A 23,575-nucleotide genomic window follows, 5' to 3' on the forward strand; every position below is an offset into this window, starting at 1 on the left:
GTCGGCTCTCTAGAGCTCGTCAGGACGAACGTTTCGCCGCGTCGCCGATATGAATGTGCAGTTCTGCGGTCCGTAGGTGACCTGGCTCGCGAATCGACTCAGTTTGACGAACTGACTACTGGGGTTCGGGTCAGGGGCAACGTACTGGAGATCGTGTATTGCGCCTGGTTCGTAGCTGGCGAACGTATGGCAATTGAGGTAGATCATGTATGCCTGCAGGCGGCCGGTGGTGTTGTGGATGCTCGCGGTGCATCCGGTCCACTCCATGAGAATCCCAACGGTGAGCTCAGCATTGCTTCTGCAGGTCACCCCGACCACGTCGCCGCTCGCGTCGTACTCTCTATGGTCAGAGTCGTCCGAGGTTGCAGAGCCAGTGATGACGGCCGCCAGCACGAGTAGCGCAGCTATCGCTATCGCAGTGGTCTGCCGCGGGTTGCGCCGTATCCACCGGTGGAGCGGGGCTTCACGCTCTGGCGGGGGAGGCCAGTACGGGTACGTGCTGGGGTGATTGGTCATCACAGGTCCTTCGATGGCGGCATCGCGTTCAGGTGGTCGAGTGCCGCAGCCGGTGTCATGGCGCCAGGCGCGAGTGCAGGAGTGCGGTGGCCCGCAGGCATCAGTCTCAGCGCTCTTCGCGTGCTTCGTCATGCTAGCGATGAAATGCCCAGCGGTCAGCGAGATGCAGCAAGAGATGACGTTGCAACATCGATGCGCCAACTGATCGCAACACCCTGAGTCGTACCCTTGGTAAATCTCGCAGGCTGCCAGCCTTTCGGGGCGAGTCCTGCCCGCTGAGAACAGGCGGGTGTGCTGCGGTGAATTATGCGGTGGCGGTTCCAGTAGATGAGCACGATGGCAGCCAGTCGGCGGTGCGAAGCCGTTCGCTTCTGCTAACACGAAGGGCCAGCTCGGATGATCATCCCGAGCTGGCCCTTGATCGTTCCAGCGTCTTACACGTCCCGTAGCGCCCGCGCACCAGGTGACTGTGGTTGGCCGAGTTCCTGTCGGACAACAGCCCCCATCCGATCGGCGATGGCGCGGTCGCGGTCGCTGGTCATGTGCTGGTAGATGAGCGCGGCCCGGGTGCTGCTGTGGCCCATCCTGGTCATGAGTTCCCGGGTACTGGCCCCGTTCTGCGAGGCGAGAGTGTTGCCGGTATGCCGCAGGTCGTGGAAGTGGGCATCCTCACTCACCCCGGCCGCCGTGCGGGCCCGGATCCAGTCGTCCCGGAAGTTGCTGCGGCGGAGCTTGCCACCGCGGGGCCCGATGAACAGGTGGCCGTCCGGGCCGGGGCCAGCGTACCGGTCGAGGTGGTGGGCCAGGTCGTCGACGATCTCGGCGGGGAAGGCTACCGGCCGGAATCCCGCACGGCTCTTCGGCGCCTTGTCGTAGAGCCGCCCGCTGTTCAGCTCCGCCTGGTTGCGCTGTACCCGGACGAGCCGGTTCGCCAGGTCGACGTCCCGCCGGCGGAGCGCGGCCAGCTCGCCGAAGCGGAGCGTGGTGAAGGCGGTCAGCAGCACCAGGGCCCGCCAGCGCAGCCCGATCGCGTCGGCGACGGCGAACACCTCGGTGACGGAGAGGACGGGCCGCTCCGGCACGTCGTAGGTGTCGGCGCCCTTGATCCGGCACGGATTGCGCTGGATCAACTCGTCGTCGAGGGCGGTGTTCATGATGGCCCGCAGCAGCTGGTACGCCTTGACCACCGAGGGCTCGCCGACCCCGTCCTCCAGCAGCGCGGACCGCCAGGACCGTACCCGTGCCGGGGTGATCTCGGCGAGCGTCCGGTGGCCAAGACCGGGCTGGATGTACTGGCGGAGCGTGATCGCGTACCGCTCCCGGGTGCTCTCCTCCAGCTTGCGGTCCCGCAGCCAGGTGGCAGCGAAGTCGCCTAGCTTGGCCTTCCCGGCGTCCGGATCGGTCCACTTGTCGCGCTTGATATCCGCCTCGATGAGCGTGAGCGCGATCTCGGCATCGGTCTTGGTCGGGTAGGTCTCCTCCCCATTGCGCATCAGCCCGGTGGCCGGGTCCGGGTAGCGGATCTGCCAGCGCCCGGAGGGCAGTTGGCGGAGCGACCCGAAGCGCCGGCGGTTTCCTTTGCTGTTGGCCATCAGGCGGCCCTCCGCAGCTGACGGGTCCGGCTGACCGGCTGGACCGTGCGGGCGGCGATGTACCCGGCGACGGCCGACGCCGGGATGCGGACGTGGCGTCCGACCTTCACGAAGGCGATGCGCCGTTCGGCGATCAGCCGTCGGGGGAAGCGCTCAGTGGTGCCGAGCAGTTCGGCCGCCTGCGCGATGGTCAGGAGGGGGTCCGGGGATGTCATGCTGCCTTCCCTTCGGGTGTGACCGCGGATGCGGGGGAGAGGGGTCCTTCAGCACGGGCCAGGGCTTCGTTCAGGGCCTCCCGCCAGCGGACGCGTTCGGCGACGGCCCGCAGGAGGCGGGTCGCAAGCGGCGCCATGTCCGGATCGCCGGGCCGGACCGGTTCCCAGAGGTAGCGGTGGGGCTCGGCGCGGCCGGCGGTGTCGCCGAGGACGTCGAGGACCCAGGCCCGGCGTTCGGCGCGATGGTCTGCGAGGGTCTTGCCGGACCACTTGCGCGAGACCAGGACGCGGCGCCCGCCGTAGCCGAGGTGTTCGCGCTTGTGGGCGCGGGAGCGGCAGGCGCCGGGGCGCAGGGCGGGGTGTGCGTTCTTGGGTTGGACGCCGTGAAGCAACCAGTTCGCGCAGGTCGGCGAGCAGGGTTCGTGGCCGAGTTCGGCGGCGAGGCGGTCGACGTGGTCGCTCTCGGTCGTGCCGGTCGGGGTGTGGCACTCGGCGACGGACTTGGTGAGGTACTTGGTCAGGTAGCGGACGCAGCGGGCAGCCTGGGGGGAGCCGACGAGGATGCCCTGGGCGTCGAGTTGGGGGCCGAAGCGGAGCACGTGCGTGGGCTGGGCTTCGGGTTCGTCGTCGAGTTGGTCGAGGGCTTCGTCCCAGGTGGGCAGCGGTTCGTGGGTGGTCGGGTCGAGGAAGGCGCCAAGTTCGGGCGACCAGTGCGGCGGCGCGTCGGGTGCGTGGACGGGGTGGTCGGCGGGCGGCCACCAGACCTGGTGGTAGGTGGCGGCGACGACCTGGCGCAGTTCGGCGCGGGAGACGGTGCCGCGCAGGGCGAGGTGCAGGTGCGGGGCGAGGCGGCGCTGGGGTTCGACGACGGCGAAGTACTGGACGTCGTGGCCGACGAAGCGGCGCAGGTTCTGGACGAACCGGTCGATGAGCTTGGGGAAGTGGAGGGCGTCGCGTGCGGCCCGGCGGTAGTCGTAGGTGGTCGGGTCGACGGGGGTGCCGTCGGTGCGGACGCGTCCGTACGAGGGCAGGGTGAGGGTCAGGAACAGCGAGGGGCGGAAGGTTCGGCCGTCGGGGGTGGTGTATGCCTTGCCGAGGGTGCGGTTCTCGACCGGGCGCCGGGGCAGGTCGCTGGTGTCCTGCCGGCGTCGGGTGGAGCGGACCCGGCGCGCGGTCGGCGCGGGGGCGAGGGAGCCGCGGACGCCGGTCTCGGCGAGTTCGGTGTCGATCTCCACCAGCAGCGAGGCGAGTTCGTCGGCCTCCGCGCCGGTGGCCGCGGTCTGGGCCTTGGTCAGGTCGGCCCGCAGTTCGCCGAGGAACTGCTGCGCGGCGGTGGCGGGGTCGGGTTCGAGGACGGGTTCCTCGGTGAGGTGCCAGCCTTCGCGGCACTGGGCGGCGCGCAGGCGGCGCTTGCGTTCGGCGCAGCTGGGGCACAGGCTCGCGCGGGTGGCGCCGCAGGGGATGTCGATGATCTCGGTGTGACCGGTGGCGGTGTCGGTGCGACGGACAGCCACCGGCCGGACGCAGACGCCGTGTTCCTCGGCGACCTGGCGGAGCACGGTACGGGCCAGGGGCATCCGGGCCCGTTCCGCGCGGGTGGTTCCGGTCATCAGCGGTCTTCCGAGTAGCAGAAGACGTAGATGGTCTCCATCAGGCGGACCAGGTCGTGGCCGGTGGTGATGGGCGGGAAGCCAGCGTCCTCGATCCGGCGGGCGATGTCGAAGAGCAGGCCGCGGGTGAAGCGCGGGTCCTGGCCGTTCGCCGGCGTGGGGACGGGGTAGTTGGCGGCGGTGGGCAGGCGGTGGTGGGTCATGGCGGTACCTCCGGTCAGGGGTGGATGGTGGCGAGGGTCTTGGTGAGCCAGGCGAGCAGGTGCTTGATCAGGGAGGAGGCGCCGGTCTCGGCGAGGAGGAAGCCGAAGGCACCGCAGAGGATCAGGTGCGTGGCCTTCAGGGCCTGGTGCCGGAGGAGGACGGCGATCAGGGCGCCGAGGAACAGGACGAGCGAGCCGGTGACGATCACGGCTGTGCACCACCTTCCGAGGACGTGTCCGAGGGGTTGATGTCCAGGGGGCTAGACACCCCGTAGACGGAGTCGTTGTCGTACCGGGCGACCAGGGCGTCGATCTCGGCATCGGAGACGTAGGCGGCCCGCACGCGGACCGGGGTCGGGCTGCCCTCGTTGCGGACGTAGCCGACGCCCGCGCCGGTCGTGGGGTCGGGGGAGATCAGGTCCGCGTACGCGCCCCGGTTGCGGGCGCCGCTGCCGAGGACCATGTCGACCTGGGCGGCTTCGTCCATGCGCAGGGCGATCCGGTCGGGGAACAGGTTGCGGAGGTTCATGACCTCCTTGCGGGGGTCCTGGAGCGCCCCGACGAGGCAGAAACCGACCGAACGGCCCTGGCTGGTCAGGGTGGCGATCGCGGCTTCGGCGCGGCGCCGGAGGTCGCGGTCGGGCTGGTAGGCGGTGAGGAAGGCGAGTTCGTCGACCAGGACGACGACGAACGGCGAGGCAGGGGTGGGAACGTGGGCCCGGAGGCGGCCGGCGAAGGCGAGCGCGCGTTCCTGCATCCGGTCGACGGCCTGTTCCAGTAGTTCGACCATGGCCTCGGGGTCGCTGGCGTACCTGGTGAACAGCCCGGCACCGAAGGACAGTTCCATGCGCTTGGGGTCCAGCGCCCAGAGTTCCACCAGGCCGGCGGACACCTCGGGGAGCAGCTCGCGGACCACGCCCCACAGGATCGACCCCTTGCCGGAGCCGGTGACTCCGGCGACCAGGACGTGGGTGCCGTGCAGTCGCAGGCGCCAGGGCTCGCCGTCCTCCTGGGTGCCGATCTTCACCGAGCGCCACGGGACTTGGCCGAGCGGTTCGGCCTCAGCTCCCTCTCCGCCGCGACCTCCGCCAGCAGTCGTGCCGTCCGGCGGACCAGCCTCAGGGCGGCCACCAGTGTCCGGAAGCCCAGGTGTCGAAGCTTCCGACCAGGCGGACGCGGCGGCCTTCCGCGTTCCGACCGCCACGCGGCGAAGGCGAAACCGGCACCTCCCCACCAGCACTCGGGCCCGGCCGAACCACCCCCTCGCCCGGCTGCGGAACGTTCGCCGTGCAGGCTTGGGAGTCCGGCCGGCCACCGTGAACGGCTTGGCGAGCGGGTCGAAGGTCCACGCGCGGAGGACCACGGCCCCGCGGCGGGGGCTTGTCACTTCCACCCGGTGGACGCGCCAGGCGTGGGCGATCCCGTGCGCGTGCTGGGCGACCTGTTCGGGGACCTGGCCGGGCAGGAGCCCGATCAGGACGTCCAGGCCGCCGGGGTGCTTGCGCATCCGCGCGATGCGCGGCCACACGTACTCGTAGGGAGCGTCGAAGCGGGGCAGCGGTGCCTGCTGCCACAGTCCCAGGGAGTAGCTCAACTCCGGCCAGCCGCGCCGGATCCGTGAGCGCAAGGACTTCGCCCGGTACACCAGCCGGCCGACCGGTCCGGCGACGAGGGCCGCGATCACCAGTAGTCCGGCCTTCGGGCCGAGGTGGGCCACGACCCAGGAGTAGCCGATCAAGGCGGCCAGCAGGGCCAGGAGCACGGACTTGAGGGTGCTGCTCAACTTGAACATGTCTGCGTTTCACCTCAGTTCACACCGTGGGGAAGTTGGGTGGCGCCGCCCGGCGCGCGAGCCGACGTGCAGCCGCGCGCCAGGACGGGCGAAGCCGGGGTCAGGCCGCGGACTTCGCGGAGGAGCGGGCCGCGGCGGGCGCCCGGACGCCGGTGGCCTTGAAGGAGTAGGCGACCCGGCCGCTGTTGTTGACGTAGGCCGTCACGGTCAGGCCGTCGAACTCGACCGGCCGGAAGGGCAGACCCGGCGCCGCGTCCGGCAGCACCGGAAGGACCGGGGCCACGACCTTGACGCGAGCGGAGGTGTCGCGCGCCTCCGGGTCCGGGTCCACCACCGAGACGACCCAGAGCGGGTGCCCGGTCGACTTGTCGCGCGCCTGCACCTTCGTACCGCTCTTGCTCGCCTCGAAGTCGGCGACCGGCTCGACCGAGACGGCGAACGCGCCGGCGGGGAAGACGTCCTCGAAACGGACGGGGATCGCACCACGGATGGCCATGAGGATCTCTCCTGTCTACCCCCCTGGACAGTCGGAAGCCGACCGCCCCGAGATTGCCGTCTAGGGGGGTAGACAACAAGGTAGAGCGTTGCCCGCTCGACTGTCTAGGGGGATATACAAAGATCTTGACTGACCGTCAGGTGCATTCGGCCCTGTCGTCCCGGATCAGGCCTGAACGGGCGGGATGTCGATCTCGTACGAGAGTCGGAACCGGTCGGCGGCAAGCACGATGTCCGCCGTCTCGACCGCCAACTCGCCTGCCCAGTGGGTGCGTTCTATCGCAAGCACGGTCGATCCCAGCGGGATGCCGAGGGGTTCCGCCTCGATTTCCAGGACCGGCCTGGCGGACACGTCCTCAGTCACCCGCGTGACCACGATGCCGATGGCGGACATCCGCGCCACTACTCCGGAGCCGGCCAGTGGACCGTTCTCGGGCAGGACGACGGCCGTCCCGCCGGTGACCGTCATCGGCTCCCAGCTGGTCGACAGCTGGGTCGGTTCGCGGTCGGCGCGGAAGACGTACTGGCTCTGCATCACCGGGTCGCCCTCCGGGATGCCGAGCCGGAGCGCCAGGGCGGCGGTCGCGTAGGTCTTCTGGGAGTCGCACGACCACGACGGCTCGACCCCGCGGGCGCGGCTCTCAGCAGCGAACGGACTGCCGGCCGCGTGGTAGCGCCCGCGCGCCATCCGTGCTGGCACCGGCCTGATCCGCACATAGGTTCCCGAGCCCGGGCGCCCCTCGATCAATCCCTCGGCGGTCAGCACCCGCAGGGCCTGTCGGACCGGCTGTTCCGAGATCGCGTGGTCGCGGCACAGGTCCGCGATGCTCGGCATCCGGGAGCCCGGCGCCCGGTCGCCCGAAACGATCTCGGCGCGCAAGGCATCCGCCAGGCGCAGATACGCCGGTCGTCCCAACTCTCGCACGAGCGCCCCTATCTCACGTTTTCTCACATCAGCTTGACAAGCTCGGACCCGAGCTTTCAAGCTCGAATCCGAGCTTCACGCAAAGTATCCGATTGATCGCGCCACAGAGAAGCAGAGGGGCACCCCCATGCCATGGATCGCTCGCTTCCCCGGAGTCCCCGAGTCCGCGGGTGCCGCCCGCAAGCTGGTTCGTGACGCGCTCGGCGACCACCCCCGGGTCGCGGACGCCGAGCTGATCGTCTCCGAGCTGGTGACCAACTCCGTTCTCCACAGCAAGTCCGGTCGCCCCGGCGGGTCGGTGTGGGTCGAGGTCCGACGCTCGGCCGACACGGTCTGGATCGACGTCGCCGACGAGGGTGGTCGCGACGGCCTTCCCCTGCATCGAGCGCCCGACGAGGCCGCGGACTTCGGTCGTGGCCTCACCCTGGTGGACGCCCTGGCCGACTCGTGGGGCGCGCACAACGACGGCGATGATTTCCGCTCGGTGTGGGCGCAGCTAACATCCACCGCAGAGGAAAACGCCTGCACCAAAAATCACTCGCCCATTTCACAGGGTGTATAGCCCCCTATACAACGGCGGCCGACGAGGCCGTCAGGAGACCCCGCGATGCCCCACGACTCACAGCGAACCGGCCGACACCTGCGTTTGCTGATCCTGTCTATCCCCCTAGACTCTGCGTTGACTGGGGCAGACACCGGAGGGGACATGGCGGGAGAAACGCAGCGGATCGCCGCCATCAAGAATCCGTTCGAGCTGCTTCGAGCAGCCACCGTGCGGCTCGCCGAGGCACAGCAGGAGGTCACCGAGCTGTCGCGACTGCGGCAGCGGGTGATCTCCGAGCTGCACGAACAGGGCATGTCCTACGCCCAGATCGCCGCCGAGGCCGGACTCACCCGCGGGCGGATCCACCAGCTGAAGCAGTCTGCGCCCGCGCCCGAGGGGGCGTTCCTGGGCAATGCGCGGCTGATCATCGCGACACCGCTCAAGCAGGAGGCCGGTAACGCCAGGCCGGTCCTGGCCGCCGAGGACTTCGCAGCCGCTCAGCGGCTCGGCGATCTCGCCCGCTCCTACAAGCTCGAACCGAGCTTCGAGCACGTGCCGATCGGCGGAGAGATCGACCTCAACCGCGAGGACATGATCGTCATCTGCGGCCCCCGGCTCTCCAGCCACGTCGCCGGGGTGCTCGCCCAGGACCCGTCGATCTGCTTCGAGCGTGCCCCCGACGGACCCTGGACCCTGCGCGACCGCGAGGCCGGCGTCGCCTATCGCTCCGGCATGGACTCCGAGCCCGCGGCCAACTCCGACGTGGCCTACCTCGGCCGACTCCCGCGGCCCGACGGCCAGGGCCTGGTCATGGTCCTCACCGGCATCCACCCGCAGGGCACGCTCGGCGTCGTCCACCTGATCGTCAACGACCTCGCCGACCTCTACCAGCAGGCCGGCACCGACAGGTTCTCCGTCCTGCTGAACGTCGACTACAACCCCCAGGACAACGAACCCGTGCGCGTCCGCCTACTGTCGCCGTTCTACCGGCACGAGGCAGACTGACCGGGTGCATCTGGAGATCGCCACCGAACCCGCCCGCCAGGACCGCCCCAACGAGGACTTCGTGGCGGCCAGCCCGAGCGCCGTCGTCCTGCTCGACGGCGCCGGCACCCCGCCCGGATCCGACTCCGGCTGCTCCCACGGCGTGGCGTGGTTCGTGGCCCGGCTCGGCGTCAACCTGCTCGCCGCCGCGACCAACCGGCCCGACCGGGCACTGACCGACTGCCTCGCGGACGCCATCACCACCACCGCCGCACTGCACACCGAGTGCGATCTCACCCACCCCGGCACCCCGTCGGCCACTGTCGTCGCGGTCCGCCTCACCGACCAGGACCTCGAATACCTGGTGCTCGCCGACTCCACCCTGATCGTCGAACACGCCGACCCCGCCACCGGACCGGTCGCCATCACCGACGACCGCGAGGCCCTGGTCGGCGCAACCCTCCGCGGCAGCATGGATGCCGTGCCCACCGGCACTGCCGAACACGGCGACGCCCTCCGCCGCTACGTCGAGGCCATGCGAGCCCACCGCAACCAGCCCGACGGCTTCTGGGTCGCCGCCGCCGACCCCACCGCCGCCCACGCCTCCCTCACCGGCACCGTCCCCCGTGCCGAGGTCACCGGCTTCACCATGGTCAGCGATGGCGCCTCCCGCCTGGTCGACCGCTTCCACCTCGCCGACTGGCCCGAGGCCCTGAAGCTCATCCACGACCAAGGCCCGGCAGCCCTCATCCGCGCCGTCCGCACTGCCGAACTCGGCGACGCCGACGGCAAACGCTGGCCCCGCGGCAAGGCCCACGACGACACCGCCGTCGCCACCGTCACGCTGTAGAGCGCGAACCCCGCAACCACCCGAAGTCACTGCCGAATTCCGCTCTACAAGGTCAAGGGCGCGCGCCCTGCGCGCGCCGCTGCCCCGCCCGCGGCGGCCGACGCCGGGCGTGCGGGCTGGCGCCCGGTCCCGGCGCGACCGCCCGGACGGGGCAGCGCGGGCATATGGACCATTCCGAGCGCAGGTGCGTTGGTCGCCGCTGAGGGCCATGGCGGTACCTGACACAGCCCTGAGCCCTACTCTTCTCTGCATGAGCGACAAGGCGCGACAGTCTCACACAACGCCGCTCCACTCGGTGTCCGTGGCGGGAGTGGTCGTGCGCGAGGACGGCCGGCTCCGGGCGATCCGCCGCGCCGACAACGGCACTTGGGAGCCTCCGGGCGGAGTGCTGGAGTTGACTGAGACTGTCGAGGACGGCGTGCGCCGGGAGATCTTCGAGGAGACCGGCATCAAGGTGAGCGTCGAACGGCTCACCGGCGTCTACAAGAACGTGACGCGCGGCATCGTCGCCTTGGTCTTCCGGTGCCACCCCGAAGGCGGCGCCGAGCAGTTGTCCGACGAGTCCACGGCGGTCGAGTGGCTCACCCCGGCCGAGGTCGACGACCGCATGGGCGAGGTCTTCGCCGTGCGCATGCTGGACGCCCTCCAGGGTGACGCGGTCCCGAGAATCCGGACCCATGACGGTCGGCAGTTGCTTGGTAAACGGGCTGCTGGCTGAGGCTGGCGTCGTTAAAAGTCTTAACGAAAGGTGGAGTGCAGGAGGGAGTTGTTACGACTTCGCTACTTCATCAAGCCGCGCACAGCGCGCCAGCGCGCGGCCCTGGCCGCTCGCCGACGCTCCTGTCTCCGCCCCGCTCCGGCGGCGCCCCGGCCACGCCGGCGGACGGATGGCAGAAGAGGGCTGAGCCCAGAACCGCGCCGTGGCTGGGGCGGGTGGCTACACGGTTTTACCCACCTGCCAGGACCGGGACCCGCACCGAGCAAGACCGGGGGGCCACTCGGCCAAATTGCGGTCAGGCCCAACAGCCCTGACCGAGTCGCAACAGCTTACGGCCCCCCGATCATGCTCGGACCCAGACCAGACAGGACACCGGCCAAAACCGCTCCACCACCCGCGAGTTGCCTCCTCCTCTCGCTTCATGCGGTGGCTGATTACGCTTCACTATCGAGCTTGATCAATCCGCTCTTGCCCGGACAAGCCGACTGAAGATCCCCTATCCTGGTCACCCGAGATCTTGGAGGCCGATGTGACCAGCCAGAGCCCAGAGGGAATGCTTCCTGTCGACCCCGAATCAGGCGAGAGCGAAGAAGACGTAATCGAACGCCTCACGGCTGCTCGTGCCAGCGTTTCGGCAACCGACTGGACGATTGAGACGATCGTCGCGCAAATGCGCAAGGGTAGGATTGATCTTAATCCGGCGTTTCAGCGCCGCGCAGCGTGGACCAATCCGACGAAGAGTCGGTTCGTCGAGTCGGCGATCTTGTCATATCCGATCCCGCAGATCGTCTTGGCCGAAAAGCCCGATCGCGCCGGGCACTATTTTGTGATTGATGGAAAGCAGAGGTTGCTTGCTCTTCGTCAGTTCTATTCTGGCCAGGGGCAGGAAATCGATGTCGATTTTGAGCCGTTTAAGATCACTGGAACGTCCATCTTGGGTAGTGTTCGCGGCTTCGATATCACCAGGCTTGAAGACGAACGATCCGACCTATTTGACGCCTTCGAGAACCATACTATCCGTACCGTAACCATCAAGGGATGGGAGTCTGAGGACTTCCTCTATACTCTCTTTTTGAGGCTTAATACGGGAAGTGTCCCACTCTCGCCGCAGGAGCTACGTCAGGCATTGGTCCCCGGAGCATTCGTCAATTTTGTTGACGAGCAGTCTGGAATCAGTCCAGGCCTTCAGCATCTTCTGGGCAATAAAGGCCCCGACAGGCGAATGATTGATGCGGAGATTCTCGTACGACACTTCGGTTTCCAGAACGACTTCGTGCCATATAAGGGAAATCTTAAGGATTTCTTGGACAAGACCTGTGTCTATCTCAACAAGAACTGGTCTTCAAAGTCAGATCTCATCAGAAGTCAGCTGTCAGAAATGGAGCGCGGGATTGATGCTGCCCGGCAAATCTTTAGCGATTTCGGGGCGTGTCACAAGTGGTCAGGAGTCCGCTGGGAGCGCTCTCTAAACCGTGCGGTGTTCGATGTTCAGATCCACGCTCTCTCGGATGAACGGGTTCGAGATGCCGCGCTCGGCCGAAAGGATGCGGTCCTGAAGGCCTTCCAGGGACTCTGCGTCGAAAATGAAAAGTTTATTGCGGCCATTACTAGTACAACTAAGAGTATCGATGCCACCAAGAGTCGCTTTGAAATTTGGGCGTCCGAGCTCGGGAGGGTGGTAGGGGTTCCCATTTCTCGGCCCGCCTGCCTTGACAGTTGAGAGACTGACCATGGAACTCCTCGATGCGCTAAAAAGCGACATTGCCGAGCTTAAGGCGTCGTTACTTTCGGACGATGTTCTTGAGGTAAAGGCTCCAGACGATCTTACCCGCCGCCAGGAATTGCTCATTGCATCTTTTGTAATTCTCTCCCATGCTCACATTGAAGAGTTCATCGAGAACCTCTTCTTGCGGTATGTCGAGATGCGTGAGAAAGAGATTGCCGATTTGGCCGTTCCGCATTGCTTTGTGAAGCTGGCGCTTCACTTCTCGCCGGACTTGATCGGCCAAGGGGCTGGAAATAAGCTTCAGACGCGCCAGATCTGCACTACAGCCAAGAATCTTTACATCTCAAAGGTGGTCAATACGAACCACGGGCTCAAAGAGTCCAATGTGATGGCTCTCGCCAAGCCGCTCGGCGTTCACGGCGAGAATCTTTCAGGCGAGTGCGAGCAGCTATTTGCAACCTTGAATACGCTCGGCGGCAAGCGGGGACGAATGGCTCACACGTCGTCGCGAAATCAGGCTGCGAGTGAGACCGTGTATGCGAGTCAAGCCATCGTTTGGGTGGAGGACGTCGTCAATCTGGCGCACCAGCTCGACAATTACCTAAGTACGGGAAATTCAGCTTCGACGACCTAAGCTCGATGGATCTTCGGTCGGTAAGCCTCCGTTGCCGGCTGCCGAGCTGAGTATGTAACTGCCATGCATGGCATGGTACTTCAGCAGATGGTTGCGGCTCAGGGGCGGCTTTGGATGCAGGTCGGCGGCTTGCTTGCCGAGGTCGGGCGAGCGGCTGGGGTGCTTCGAGATGAAGAGGTTGGGCAGTGTGTACTGAGTCCGCCGGCCACCCGGCATGCTGCCTGATGCTGTGCCCCAGTCGTGCCCTCAAGGAGAGAGCAGCCCACTGTAGATGACGGTCAGTAGCGGCCCCGGTTAGGGGCATCGCGATTGATGCGACCAAGACCGTAACTGAGGTGAGGGGCACGTTCGGTCGTCACAGTGGGCGAGATTTCCAAGCTCAGTCCTAATGAGGGCGCTGAGCGCCGTCGCTGGGATCCGGCGATTCACACAGTCCAGATCCGGCCGAGTTTCCGGGGTCCGACTTGTCGGACACTTCCCATCGGTTCTCCCTCGTGGGAACTCGTTGCCACTCCGATGGGCGACCACATCGGTAGACAAAACGTCCATCTAGGGAAACACCGCACGTGGGGTGGCTATAGGTCCCTATAGGTGCCCATAGGCAAGTGGTACAAAGGTCGATACGATGCGCAATCCGTTGCGCATCGTTTCCCCTTGGTCGCGGAAGCCGGATTGCGCCTACAGTCTGAGGCTGTAGGTCGTCACGTTGCTAGCGTCCATTATCGGCAGCGGAACCCCCCTGCCGATAAGACAAAAACCCGCTTGTACCCTCCAGCTTGGCGGCATCGGGTACAAGCGGGTCGATGCCCAGGAGGCACCATCGTGAGTCTGACTCGGACCCCACCGCATCTGTCAACCGGGCTCCCGCAGATCTGGCCAGTTACGGTGATCATCGTCGTGATCGTGCTGCGGGTTCCACCCAACTCCATGTCGGCCGCGCTATCAGCAGCAGCTGGCATCGTGGCCTTGATCCTGGGAGCCGAACGAGTGTCCCCAAGGGCAGACTTCCGAAGCCGACACGTCACCAGCCAACGGGACGAGTGGGCTACCGCCACGGTGGAGACTGCGTGAGATTGAGTGTCTAACTGCGGTGCAACGAGTGCGCACGACGGCGAACGGCCATGGACGCCCGCAGACTGTCTAGGCAGGTCGGCGGCACTACGCGCCAAGGTCGGGTGAGTACCCGGGTTGCTTCGGGGCGAAGCGGACGCCTCGCTGAGTGGAAGTAAGGTCAGCGAGCCCCGCGGCATTGGTGCTGCGGGGATCGCTGCCTTCGTGGGCCGAGAGGGCCGGCGCGCTACAGTGCCAAGTTGGGGTCGGTGGTTCCGTAGGTCTTTCCTTCAGGCCAGATCACCGTGCAGTTCTGGCTGGTGGCCAGCTCCAGGAGATCCGGGCGGGGCTTGGAGGGGACCAGGATGGCCTTCGTGGTCGAGGGAAGGAAGCGAGCGTAGTCGGCGAGCTGGCCGATAGCCATACGGATGTTCTCGCGCGTGACGCTGCCCTTGGCTTCGGTGAGTAGCTCGAGAGCTTCGACGTAGAGGTCGGTGTAGAGGGGGCGGGTCTCGCCGGGGGGCAGGATCTGGCGGCGGTCGACCTGGTGGCCCTGGCTGCGGAGGTGGTCACCGAAGGCGGTGACGAGCTTCGCCTCCTTGCGTTCTGCTTCGTACTGCTCGCGATTCGGGTTGACGAACATCTTCTCCGTCAGCTGCTGCTCCAGCGGCAGGCTCTGGACGGCGTGTGAGGTCTCCGACAGTAGGCGGCCGAGGCGCGTGGCCGGAGGCTGCTTTTCGGCGTCGACAGGTCGGAGGCGGAAGACGATGACCTTCCGTAGCGGACCGTCGTTGGTCTCCGGCGCGTCGGCTTCGTACCACGGGTCGGTCGGGGCGATCTCGAACTCACCCAGGTAGGTCACCGTGCCGCGGGCTCCCTTGAAGATGCGAAGCGCACGGCCCTCTTCCTTGTGGTTCAGGATGCTGGCGTTGCCGGAGATCATCCGCTGGTCGCCGTACTGCCCTTCCCCGCTGTAGTGGAAGTAGCCGTCGGGCATCCAGTCGTCGTAGTACCCGTGCTTCTCGCCGGCGGCGGGGTCGGTGAAGACCATCACGTGGGGGGACTTGGCCGACGGACCGATGCCGCCCTGTGTCCTTCCCCCGAACTCGATGTGGAGCTGCTTGCGCTCGATCTGGTCGCCCGGCTTGAGGTGCCAGGTGGCGGGTGTCTCGGTCACGGCTACTCCCCTTTGCGTGTGTGAGCGTTGCCGCCACCGTAACGGTGTATGCACTAATCGGATACCGAATTTTGGCATTGGAATCTGATGTCAATCTTGGATGTGCCTGTCCGGCTCGGCCGGGTGAAGGTGGTGTTCGCGGCGGCGGTAGCCAATGGAGACTGGCGGCTCAATGGCCGACCCGTGCCACAGGCGTGCCAGATCGGGCGGTATGTGGCGGTCAGTCGCGGGCGCTGGTGGTGCGGCGGCCGGGGAACGGGCAGCTCAGGCGGGGTGCAGGTCAGAGCGGGTGCCCCACGCCAAGCCTTACAAAGCAGATGTCGGCGGTTCGAAACCGTCCGCGCCCACCTCGCGAACAGGTGAAACGCAGGCTGCGGCCCAGGTCAGGACAGGTGTCCCGGCCTGGGCCGCAGTCGTGCATGGAGACTTCCTGTACGACATCCGAGTCTCTCTGGTGTTTCACCCGGGGGAGTCGGCGCCTGAATCTCCCCTGAACGATCATGGCGTTCTTGCTGGTCATGATGGGGAGCAGGGGCGGGGCGGACGTGGAAGCGCCCCGGCCGATGTGGTCGTGGGTGAGGGCGGAGGATGCTCTCGCACTCACTCGCGCCGCTCGTCGTGCCGGCCCCCGCAGTTCGGCGGGGGTACGGGTGTCGGCACGCTGCTTCGGCTCGGTCGCGCTGGCCCTCCTCGGCCGGGTCGCCGCAGCCGAAGCCGCGATGGACAGTACCGAACAGCACGTGGCGGATGTGCCCGACGACGGATCCCTCGGCCCCTGTATCCCACTGTGTCTCTCGGTGCTGCCGTGCTCCGTGCTGTGCTTCCTGAACCGGCCCGGCAGGGCCGCACCGCATTTCCGTCCCCTCACCGACGGTCTTTTCCGGCCGCACGACGCCGCTCGCCACCCCGTCGCCGCGCCGTGGCCGCTGTACGCGGTCGACACCCACTCGGCCCTCGGCGAACTCGACGTCGCCTCCGCGCTGGTCCACCGAGCCCTCGACCTCGCCGGCACTCTTCCCTCGGGCCGGGCCCACAACTACCGCCGTCGACCGAGTCCCCACCAGCGCGAACCCCTCATCAGGCACACCCTCGACCGCCCGAACGACGTCGGTGCCCCCTGACTGCACCCTCCGCGAGTACCGGATCCTGCGGGCGAACGTTCAGCTCGCGTGGCGCTGTTGCAGTGCCCTGGGGCGGGCCGCGTGCCCGTTGGAGCCCAGTGGCTCGCCATTGGAGAGGTGCGGCCGGCCCGGCGGTCACCCGGATTATCGAAAGCTGTGCGCCGGAAAGCACCCCGGAAGCCTGTTGCAGAGTTATCGAACGGGCTAATAAGGTTCGTATGTGACGAATGCGAACAAGTTTTCAGACGCTTTCCTGCGTGTGTGGGAGCCGGCTTGTCAAGCCATCGCCCTATTGCTCGCCCCGCACGCTGAGGTTGTCCTGCGGGATTTGGGCAGCGGTCGGATTCTGGGGATATGGAATCCGATAACTTCTCACGATCGTGCGCATCTTGTTCCGCCGTGCCGGCTGGAGAATTTCCTCTCGATGGGGAACGATGTGTACGGCCCACGGTTGGAGCTGAGTGCGGACGGTCGCCGGCTGTCTTCGGTCAGCACGATCCTGAGAGCTTCTCGGAATGGCCCGGCGGCAGTGCTCTGCATAAATCTCGACCGCACTCCGCTGGAGCAGGCCGTAGCCGTCCTCTCGACCATCGGCGCGCCGACCCCGCGGCGCCAGGTGTCATCGTTCGAGCCGGACTGGTCCGGACGTATCCAGTGCACGGTCAGTAGCTATGTACGCGAGACGGGGCGCAGCGTGGAGCGGATGACTCGCAAGGATCGTCTGGCCGTCGTCGGACGTCTGGATGAGGACCAGGTGTTCGCGGTGCGCAACGCTGCTCGGATTGTCGGCTCGACCCTGCGAGTGTCTCGATCCACCGTCTACAGCCTCCTGGCCGAGCGGAGGGCAATGAGTGCGTAGCTGCTCGCGTCGAGTGCCGACGGCGCCGGCGCCGATGCGAGCGCCGGCGCCGGCGTTTCCTCGATACGCCTCGGTGTTCTTCGACGATCAGGAAGTCATCTGACACCTGGGCGACGAAGGGTGCGTTCGTTCGCGGCGAGCGTGGTGTCCGGGGTCGCGGGCTCGATCACGTCGAGCATGACCTCGTCCGCGTGTGGGCGGACGAGGTCGGCCAGCAGTTCCTGCGCCGCTCGCATGTGGGCATCGGTCACAGCGGAGCGGTCCACCCGCTCGAGCAGGAAGACGATGTCGGACGACTCCTCGGTGATCTTGGTCGCATCAGCGTCCCGGTGATTCCAATGCCGGGTGAGCACCTGGGATCCCTGGGCGTAGACCACCTCGCCCGGCTTCGGTGCTTCCGGTGAGCCCGGTTCGCCGATGGGGGCGAACCAGTCGCCTTCTGCGCTGTAGCGGATCAGTACATGACCGGTCAGCCGATCGAGGTCGAACGCTCCGGCCGGGAGCCCGTGGGAGACCGACACGAAGTTGTATGTGTCAACGGCCGGATTGACCCGAGGCAGGGTGCCGGACTTCTCCATCCGGCGTGCCAGCGCGTTGACGCTCGGTCGGCTGCGCCGTGGATTCGTCCCGAACTTGCGGTAGGCCTCGAACCATGAAGCGGTGAAGGCGTGTTCTTCGCCGTAAAGGGCCCGCGTTCCATCCGCTACTTCGGCCTGCAGGTTGCTGATGGCCTGCTCGGTCGCTGCCCATTCTTCGCGGTTTCGCAGACCCGTGGCTCTGACGAAGCGCACCTGGCAGTCCGGGAAGTCGCGAGAGACGGTCGGATCCAGAGAGAAACCCTCAAGCATTGTCTTCCCCTGTGTCGATGCTTCAGTTGCAGCTACTAGGTTCTGCCTCAGGCGCTCGCTGCCGGGGCCCCGGACATCCTCGTCCGTACGCGGTCGCCCATATGGGCGACCGCCGAGCCCAGCAGCGCGGCGGCGGGAGCCAGAACAAGAGCTCCGGCCGACCCCCAACCGCCCAGGAGCGCTCCGCCCGCACCGGCGCCGGCGGCCGAGCCGAGTTGAAGGGCTGTGCCGACCCACGCTTGGGTCTCCGCGGCCGTACCCGGCGGCGCGAGGTCTCCCGACCGGCCGTAGATGGCGACGAAGGAGGGCCCGAAGACAAGACCGGTCATCAAACAGAGCGGTACGGTGATGAACCACCTTGTGTCGGCAGCCATGGCGAGCACGGTCGCGAAGAGAGCGAGGCCCAGTAGCAGTCGGGGCAACCGGGTCAGCTGCGCGGCCAGGCTCGGTGTCACCGCCCCGATCAGCAATCCGCCCACGATGCTGCCGATGGACAGGACGCTCAGCTGCAGGCCACCGAGCAGCGGCGAGCCGTTGTCGTCTCTTGGTGATGCGAGGACGATCTCCAGCACGCTCACGGCCGTCGCGAAGCAGACGGCCGCGCCCAGGAGGAGGACCAACCGCAAGCTCGTGAGTGGTCCGGCCCAGTGGCGTGAAGCAACCGTGGCTGCCGGCATGCAGTCATCAATGTTGCGGGGAAGCAGCAGGGTTGCCGTCACGGTGAAGAGCACGGCAGCTGTGACACCGGCCCATGGGGCGAGCGCGGAGGAAGCCAGTGCGGCCAAGGTCGGGCCGAGGATGAAGCCGGCGTCAGCCAGGACCGAGTCGAAGGCCAGGGCTGCGGGTCGGCTGCCCTCGGTGGTCACGGACCGCCACATCACGCGGGTGGCCACTCCGATGGGAGGAGCCGCGAGGTTACCCAGCAGAGCAGAGGCGACCGTGAACCAAAAGGGTCCGTGAGCGTGCTCATTGATCAGCAGCCCGGCCAGCAGGACGGTGTGGAGCAGCAATGTCGACCAGAGCACGACGCGGTACGCGTAATGATCGAGAAGTCGGCCACGCAACGGTGTGGACAGCCCCCCGAGTGCTGACACGGCGACCACGAATGCGCCGGTGCTGTAGCCCCGTTGGTCGGCGACCGCGTAGAGGATGCCCAGCGAGAACATACCGGCCTGGAGCTTCCCGGAGGCCGACGCGAGCACACACCTGAAGATGCCGGGTTCCGACAAGAGCTGTCGGTACCCGATTGCCGGGGCATCGCTCGTCATCACGAAGCGGGCTCCGCGTCCGCGGCGACCACCGCGATCTCGACCCTGGAAGCAGCGGCCTGCGCTCGAGTCAGCGCGGTCTCGGGGTCGTCGGCAACGGCGATGAACGCGCCGCCCCGGTCATCCGAACTGTGCAGCGCGAGAACGACGTCGCCGACCTCGAACGCCGTGTAGCCCTCCGTCACTCCAGGCATCTTCAGCGCCTCGTCGAGTCCGGTGACGGTTGCGACCGTTCCCTGGGGTGGGATGAGAAACCACGTTGCTGCTGCGCGGTGGGGCTGAACGGGTCGCAGGTCGACAGGCTTGCCGGCGAGCCAGTCGAAGGTCAGCTGCTGCATGTCCAGGCCCGTCGCCAACCGCACGAGTTCGACGATTCCGTCCCCACCAGGCCGGCTGTGGGTCTCGACAACACGTGGGCCGCGGCTGGTCAGGACCACTTCGGTGTGAGCCGGCCCTTCGGTGAGACCGACAGCGTCGAGCAGCGCCGTCACCTCGGCTTCCAGGGCGACCCTGTCCTCGTCGGCGATACGGGCCGGAACCAGATGGCCGACCTCGACAAAGTTGTCGGTCTTGAACTTCTCGGTGACGGCGAGAACGTGGTGATGGCCCTCGCCGCTGAAAGTCTCCACGCTGAACTCGGGGCCGCACAGGAACTCCTCGGCGATCCAACTGGACTCCGCGGAGCGAGAATCAGCCTCGAACGCCAGCGCTGCCGCTTCCATGGAGCTCTCATCGTCGACGAGGGTGATCCCCCGGCTCGCGGAGCCGTCGACCGGCTTGAGTATGAAGGGGTAGCCGTTCCGACGGCCGAAGGCACGGAGGTCCTCGGCGCCGCGGACGCTGCTGTGGGCCACGGGGGCGCAGGTCGAGGCAATGGCCTTGGTGCGCATCCGGTACTTGTCGTTCGTGGTTCGTACGGCATCGGCCGAGTTGGCGGTCAGGCCGAACTCCTCGTTGAGGACAGCCGCGACCTCCTGGAACTCGTCGAGCACGGTGATGACCACGCCGACGGGATTCCGACGGTGCAGGTCCCGGGCAGCACGGGCGACGACCTCCGCTGTGAGGTGGTCCAGCAGTACGGATTCGTCGACGTCATCGAGGACGGCGCCGGGCGTCCGTTCCGCCGCACCCAGGTACACGATCCGCAGCCCGGCCTCCCTGGCGGCTCTGATCGGCTCGGGGCGCGTACCTCCAAGGACAAGTACGGAACTCACAGGACGACGACGCGTGTGAAACAAGGCGCTCCCTCGTAGGGATTGAAGAACAGCTGGAATGGGGATGGCAGAAGCTCTGAAGCCGGCCACGTAATTGCGGGAGGAGCTCGCTGTCGGCCCCGTGCAGGACATGGCGGAGCTCCCTTCGGTCGACAGTACCGTCCATAACTGGTTCGGGGCGACGTGCCTCTTCCGGAGGCACATGGGCGCGCAAGGCTTCCACAGTCCTGACGATCGACCGTAGACGCAGGAAGTCGCGATGATGATGTTTGACAATCGGGCAAGTCGGATGCCAGGTTCGTTATCGATCGCCAATGGCACCCGCGAGCTGCGGATTCGGCCTCAAGTCGTCGCACGGCGACTGCGCCGAGAGGACGGAAGGGCGATATGGAGATCGGATCCGATGTAATGAATATCAAGACTGAGCTGAACGCGGAGATGCGGCGCGTCTATGCTCTCGCGGTCCGCCGTCGTGTCGTGTCCGCAGAGGATGTGAGTCTTGAACTCCGCATGGACGAGCGCGAGGCGGGCCGCCGGCTCGCCGAATTGCTGGATCTGCGGCTACTGCATCCGCACACCGACGCCAGATGTTTCGTGGCGGTGGCACCGGACTTCGCACAGCTCGGACTTCTCGAGCCATTGGTGCGTCAGATGTCGGTGATTCAGGAACAGGTGGACAGAATACGCGCCGAATTCGGTGCGCTCCAGCCGGTCTATCTGGATGCGGAAGGGGCGGCACCAGGCCGGATGGACGGCCAGATCGAGGTTGTCAGCGATCCGGACGTGCTGAGGACGTTGGTCAAGGAGTTTGGCGTGCGGGCTGAGACCGAAATTCTCTTCTCTCGGCCGGGCGCCAGCGGACCGGAGAGGTACCTGGACATCGTCGCCTCGTTCGCCGGAGAACTGACCGGTCGAGACACCGTTCTGCGTGCTCTTTATCAGCATGCTGCGCAGTTCAATCAGGGAATGATCGCCCATGTCGAGCACCTGTTGGAACTCGGAGGCGAAGCGCGAACCACGGCCAATGGCTTCACCGGCATGCTCGTCTTCGACCGGCGGGTTGCCGTCGTTCCGCTCCGGAACGAGCTCCAGGGGGGTGTCGTCGTCCGCAGCGAGGACGTCATCACCACACTTGTGGACGCCTTCGAGCGGACCTGGAACGCCGCCGGGCCCTTTCCCGTACGAACGAGCAGGACACAGGTCGCCAGTGTCTCCTGCGAGGTCAAGTGGGCCATCATGCGGCTCCTGGTGGAGGGGGTGAGTGACAAGAACATCGCCACCCGGGTGGGCCTGTCGCTGCGGACCTGCCAGAGGCATATCGCCGATCTGATGCAGGAGCTGGGGGCGCGCAACCGCCTCCAAGCCGGCTACCGCATGCGCGACCTGCTGGCCGGGGAAGAGCCGGAACGGGAGTCGACTGTCGGCCGTCAACCGCTTTCGCAGCCGATGTCCGTTTAGTCCATCCTGCGGGTTGTTGCCAACGGGATTCCGACCCCGTGCCGCCATGGACGGAGTGCACCGGACCATGGAGAGTGAGTCGAGGTTGGAACAAGGTTTTGCACACAGAACATCGAACGGGGAGCGCTGTGGCGCGGCACGACGGGTCACGGGGGAACGTGACAGGAACCGGGACAGAGGATCGGGAGAATCGCCCGCTGCTTCTTCTGGTCGGCAGTGGGGGGCGGCTTTGGCGCGAGTACATCTTGAAGTCCGCCGCGAGCAGCTATGACCTCTGGCTGTTCGCGCCGAACGAGCCCTCATGGGAATCCCCGTATCTCAAGGGGAATACGGTCGTCGACACGCTCGACGCGCGAGCCACGGCGGAGTCCGCAGTGCGGCTGGGCGAGAGCGTGCCGATCGCAGGTGTCCTCTGCTACGACGAGATCCGGGTGCCGGTGGCAGCCTTCGTGGCCGAGGTTCTGAGGCTTCCCGGCGCGAACATCCAAGGCGTTCGTGCGTGCCGGGACAAACATCTCGGGCGTGAGGCGCTGGCCGCGGCGGGAGTGGCGCAGCCGGCTTCCCGGGCAGTGGCCTCACTGGAGCAGGCGCGGGAGGAAGCCCAGGCGATCGGCTACCCGGTCGTGCTGAAACCGCGTGCCCTCGCCGCCAGCGTCGGTGTCGTTCGGGTGGACGGGGCCGATGCGTTGGAGACCGCTTACCGGGAGGCCTCGGAAGCGCGCTTCGACGAGGTCCCGCGCGACGACGCCTGGGTCCTGGTCGAGGAGTACCTCGACGGTCCGGAGATCAGCGTCGAAAGCATGTGCAGGGGCGGCCGTGTAACGCCGCTCTTCGTGGCGCGCAAGTCCCTCGGCTTTCCTCCGCAGTTCGAGGAGGTCGGCCACACGGTCAGTGCGGCCGACCCGCTCCTCGATGACGAGACGGTTCGGCGCGTGCTGCAGGAGACGCACACGGCACTCGGCCTCGACACTCTGGTGACCCACACGGAGCTGCGCCTGACCCGGACGGGCCCGCGCGTCGTCGAGGTCAACGCCCGTCTCGGTGGGGACCTCATCCCCTATGTGGCCCAGTTGGCCACTGGGGTCGACTACGGCATGGTGGTCGCAGATCTCGTCGCCGGGGCCGAGCCGACCGTAGCGCCCACGTGGTCCGGAGTGGCTCATGTCCAGTTCTTGTACCCCGACCAGGATCTCGACGTCACCTCCCTGACGGTCGACGACGGGCTGCCGCCGGGGGTCCACGAGATCGTGCCCATGGTCGGGCCGGGTCGACGGCTCCGGCTGCCCCCTCGTGACCACGTGGGGGGGCGCTACGCCTACGTGATCACGACCGGCGAGACGACGGAACAGTGCATCGAGGCAGTCGAGTCCGCCACGCGGCTCGTCCACCTGGCGGGGGTTGCGCCGGTTCGGCCAGTGGCCTGAACGGCTCCGCAATACCGTCCTGCGGCAACCTCGCCCTGGAATTCGCCATGTCGCCGGCACCGCGCCCGGCCCGTCATTCCGCGCGTCCGATGCCGTGGGTCGCCCGGCGACGGCACGGCCGGTAGCGCGACGCGCGTGCTGCCTCGCGGAAAGACCGACGAGTCGTGCCTGTTCGGTCCCGCCCGGCCGTACCCGAGGGCCACACAATGATCGGGACGGCTGCGACGTGCGTCGGCTACGACGGCTTCTCTCCCCCGACACCGCGGGGTTCGCCTTCCTCACAAGGAGCCTCCGGCTCTCGTTCGCCTGCGGTGCGCGTTCCTACCGGCGACCGTAGGGCTTTTCGGTGCGC

General features: G+C 66.9%; 23 protein-coding genes. 10 read left to right on the forward strand and 13 right to left on the reverse strand.

All coding sequences use genetic code 11. The annotated features are described in order from the left end of the window. Window positions 1–9: 9 nt before the first annotated feature. The 9 genes from BLU95_RS42470 to BLU95_RS26550 form a co-directional block, all read right to left on the reverse strand. The gene (locus BLU95_RS42470) at window positions 10–516 is read right to left on the reverse strand and encodes a hypothetical protein (RefSeq protein WP_159425002.1); all 507 of its coding nucleotides are present in this window, start codon (window positions 514–516) and stop codon (window positions 10–12) included. A gap of 434 nt (window positions 517–950) precedes the next feature. Continuing rightward, window positions 951–2,108 (reverse strand): tyrosine-type recombinase/integrase, encoded by a 1,158-nt coding sequence (locus tag BLU95_RS26515; protein ID WP_093862178.1) that lies wholly within the window; start codon window positions 2,106–2,108, stop codon window positions 951–953. After that, complete coding sequence (locus BLU95_RS26520) at window positions 2,108–2,323, reverse strand: excisionase family DNA-binding protein (RefSeq protein ID WP_093862179.1); 216 nt, start codon at window positions 2,321–2,323, stop codon at window positions 2,108–2,110. Before BLU95_RS26520 ends, BLU95_RS26515 begins: the two co-directional genes overlap by 1 nt. Further along, window positions 2,320–3,933, reverse strand: a complete 1,614-nt coding sequence (locus BLU95_RS26525; protein ID WP_173862130.1) for a replication initiator — start codon at window positions 3,931–3,933, stop codon at window positions 2,320–2,322. Before BLU95_RS26525 ends, BLU95_RS26520 begins: the two co-directional genes overlap by 4 nt. After that, window positions 3,933–4,136, reverse strand: coding sequence for a hypothetical protein (locus tag BLU95_RS26530; RefSeq protein WP_093862180.1), 204 nt, complete (start codon window positions 4,134–4,136; stop codon window positions 3,933–3,935). The genes BLU95_RS26525 and BLU95_RS26530 overlap by 1 nt, the downstream gene beginning before the upstream one ends. Before the next feature lie 14 nt (window positions 4,137–4,150). Further along, window positions 4,151–4,345, reverse strand: a complete 195-nt coding sequence (locus tag BLU95_RS26535) for a hypothetical protein (RefSeq protein ID WP_093862181.1) — start codon at window positions 4,343–4,345, stop codon at window positions 4,151–4,153. After that, window positions 4,342–5,928 carry an FtsK/SpoIIIE domain-containing protein gene (locus BLU95_RS26540; RefSeq protein ID WP_197698623.1) on the reverse strand — a complete coding sequence of 529 codons (1,587 nt, stop codon included), beginning with the start codon at window positions 5,926–5,928 and terminating at the stop codon, window positions 4,342–4,344. Before BLU95_RS26540 ends, BLU95_RS26535 begins: the two co-directional genes overlap by 4 nt. 100 nt (window positions 5,929–6,028) lie before the next feature. After that, window positions 6,029–6,424, reverse strand: a complete 396-nt coding sequence (locus BLU95_RS26545) for a plasmid replication, integration and excision activator (RefSeq protein ID WP_093862182.1) — start codon at window positions 6,422–6,424, stop codon at window positions 6,029–6,031. Window positions 6,425–6,589: 165 nt separating this feature from the next. After that, window positions 6,590–7,375 (reverse strand): GntR family transcriptional regulator, encoded by a 786-nt coding sequence (locus BLU95_RS26550; protein ID WP_231977791.1) that lies wholly within the window; start codon window positions 7,373–7,375, stop codon window positions 6,590–6,592. Between the two features lie 100 nt (window positions 7,376–7,475). Between BLU95_RS26550 and BLU95_RS26555 the strand changes: the two genes are divergently transcribed. From BLU95_RS26555 to BLU95_RS26580, 6 genes are all read left to right on the forward strand, one after another. Beyond that, window positions 7,476–7,910, forward strand: coding sequence for an ATP-binding protein (locus tag BLU95_RS26555; protein ID WP_093862183.1), 435 nt, complete (start codon window positions 7,476–7,478; stop codon window positions 7,908–7,910). Window positions 7,911–8,054: 144 nt separating this feature from the next. Continuing rightward, window positions 8,055–8,897 carry a sigma factor-like helix-turn-helix DNA-binding protein gene (locus tag BLU95_RS26560; RefSeq protein ID WP_093862184.1) on the forward strand — a complete coding sequence of 281 codons (843 nt, stop codon included), beginning with the start codon at window positions 8,055–8,057 and terminating at the stop codon, window positions 8,895–8,897. A 4-nt stretch (window positions 8,898–8,901) separates the two neighbouring features. Beyond that, window positions 8,902–9,726 carry a protein phosphatase 2C domain-containing protein gene (locus BLU95_RS26565; RefSeq protein ID WP_093862185.1) on the forward strand — a complete coding sequence of 275 codons (825 nt, stop codon included), beginning with the start codon at window positions 8,902–8,904 and terminating at the stop codon, window positions 9,724–9,726. Between the two features lie 250 nt (window positions 9,727–9,976). Further along, a complete protein-coding gene (locus tag BLU95_RS26570; protein WP_093865144.1) occupies window positions 9,977–10,444 on the forward strand; it encodes an NUDIX hydrolase in 468 nt (155 codons plus the stop codon). 529 nt (window positions 10,445–10,973) lie between these two features. Then, a complete protein-coding gene (locus BLU95_RS26575; RefSeq protein WP_093862186.1) occupies window positions 10,974–12,164 on the forward strand; it encodes a DUF262 domain-containing protein in 1,191 nt (396 codons plus the stop codon). Window positions 12,165–12,174: 10 nt separating this feature from the next. Next, window positions 12,175–12,804, forward strand: coding sequence for a HEPN domain-containing protein (locus BLU95_RS26580; RefSeq protein ID WP_093862187.1), 630 nt, complete (start codon window positions 12,175–12,177; stop codon window positions 12,802–12,804). A gap of 1,297 nt (window positions 12,805–14,101) precedes the next feature. Here BLU95_RS26580 and BLU95_RS26585 read toward each other — a convergent pair. Then, window positions 14,102–15,031 (reverse strand): SRA domain-containing endonuclease, encoded by a 930-nt coding sequence (locus BLU95_RS26585; RefSeq protein WP_093862188.1) that lies wholly within the window; start codon window positions 15,029–15,031, stop codon window positions 14,102–14,104. A gap of 650 nt (window positions 15,032–15,681) precedes the next feature. Here BLU95_RS26585 and BLU95_RS26590 point away from each other — a divergent pair. After that, entirely contained in the window at window positions 15,682–16,152 is a 471-nt protein-coding gene (locus tag BLU95_RS26590) for a hypothetical protein (protein ID WP_093862189.1), read from the forward strand. Between the two features lie 220 nt (window positions 16,153–16,372). Further along, window positions 16,373–17,011 carry a helix-turn-helix domain-containing protein gene (locus tag BLU95_RS26595; RefSeq protein WP_093862190.1) on the forward strand — a complete coding sequence of 213 codons (639 nt, stop codon included), beginning with the start codon at window positions 16,373–16,375 and terminating at the stop codon, window positions 17,009–17,011. Window positions 17,012–17,106: 95 nt separating this feature from the next. Here the strand turns inward: BLU95_RS26595 and BLU95_RS26600 are convergent, their stop codons facing one another. From BLU95_RS26600 to BLU95_RS26610, 3 genes are read right to left on the reverse strand one after another with little or no spacing between them, the layout of a single operon-like run. Continuing rightward, window positions 17,107–17,859: a B3/B4 domain-containing protein gene (locus tag BLU95_RS26600; RefSeq protein WP_093862191.1), complete on the reverse strand. Its 753-nt coding sequence runs from the start codon at window positions 17,857–17,859 to the stop codon at window positions 17,107–17,109. A gap of 47 nt (window positions 17,860–17,906) precedes the next feature. Further along, entirely contained in the window at window positions 17,907–19,127 is a 1,221-nt protein-coding gene (locus tag BLU95_RS26605; RefSeq protein ID WP_093865145.1) for an MFS transporter, read from the reverse strand. Then, complete coding sequence (locus tag BLU95_RS26610) at window positions 19,127–20,266, reverse strand: ATP-grasp domain-containing protein (protein WP_231977792.1); 1,140 nt, start codon at window positions 20,264–20,266, stop codon at window positions 19,127–19,129. Before BLU95_RS26610 ends, BLU95_RS26605 begins: the two co-directional genes overlap by 1 nt. 462 nt (window positions 20,267–20,728) lie before the next feature. Here BLU95_RS26610 and BLU95_RS26615 point away from each other — a divergent pair, with 462 nt between their 5' ends. After that, on the forward strand, window positions 20,729–21,799 hold the full coding sequence (locus tag BLU95_RS26615) for a helix-turn-helix transcriptional regulator (protein WP_093862193.1): 1,071 nt from the start codon (window positions 20,729–20,731) through the stop codon (window positions 21,797–21,799). Between the two features lie 245 nt (window positions 21,800–22,044). Next, window positions 22,045–23,223, forward strand: a complete 1,179-nt coding sequence (locus BLU95_RS26620; protein WP_231977793.1) for an ATP-grasp domain-containing protein — start codon at window positions 22,045–22,047, stop codon at window positions 23,221–23,223. The last annotated feature ends 352 nt before the right edge of the window (window positions 23,224–23,575 follow it).

Source organism: Streptomyces sp. TLI_053 (genome assembly GCF_900105395.1).
GTDB lineage: Bacteria > Actinomycetota > Actinomycetes > Streptomycetales > Streptomycetaceae > Kitasatospora.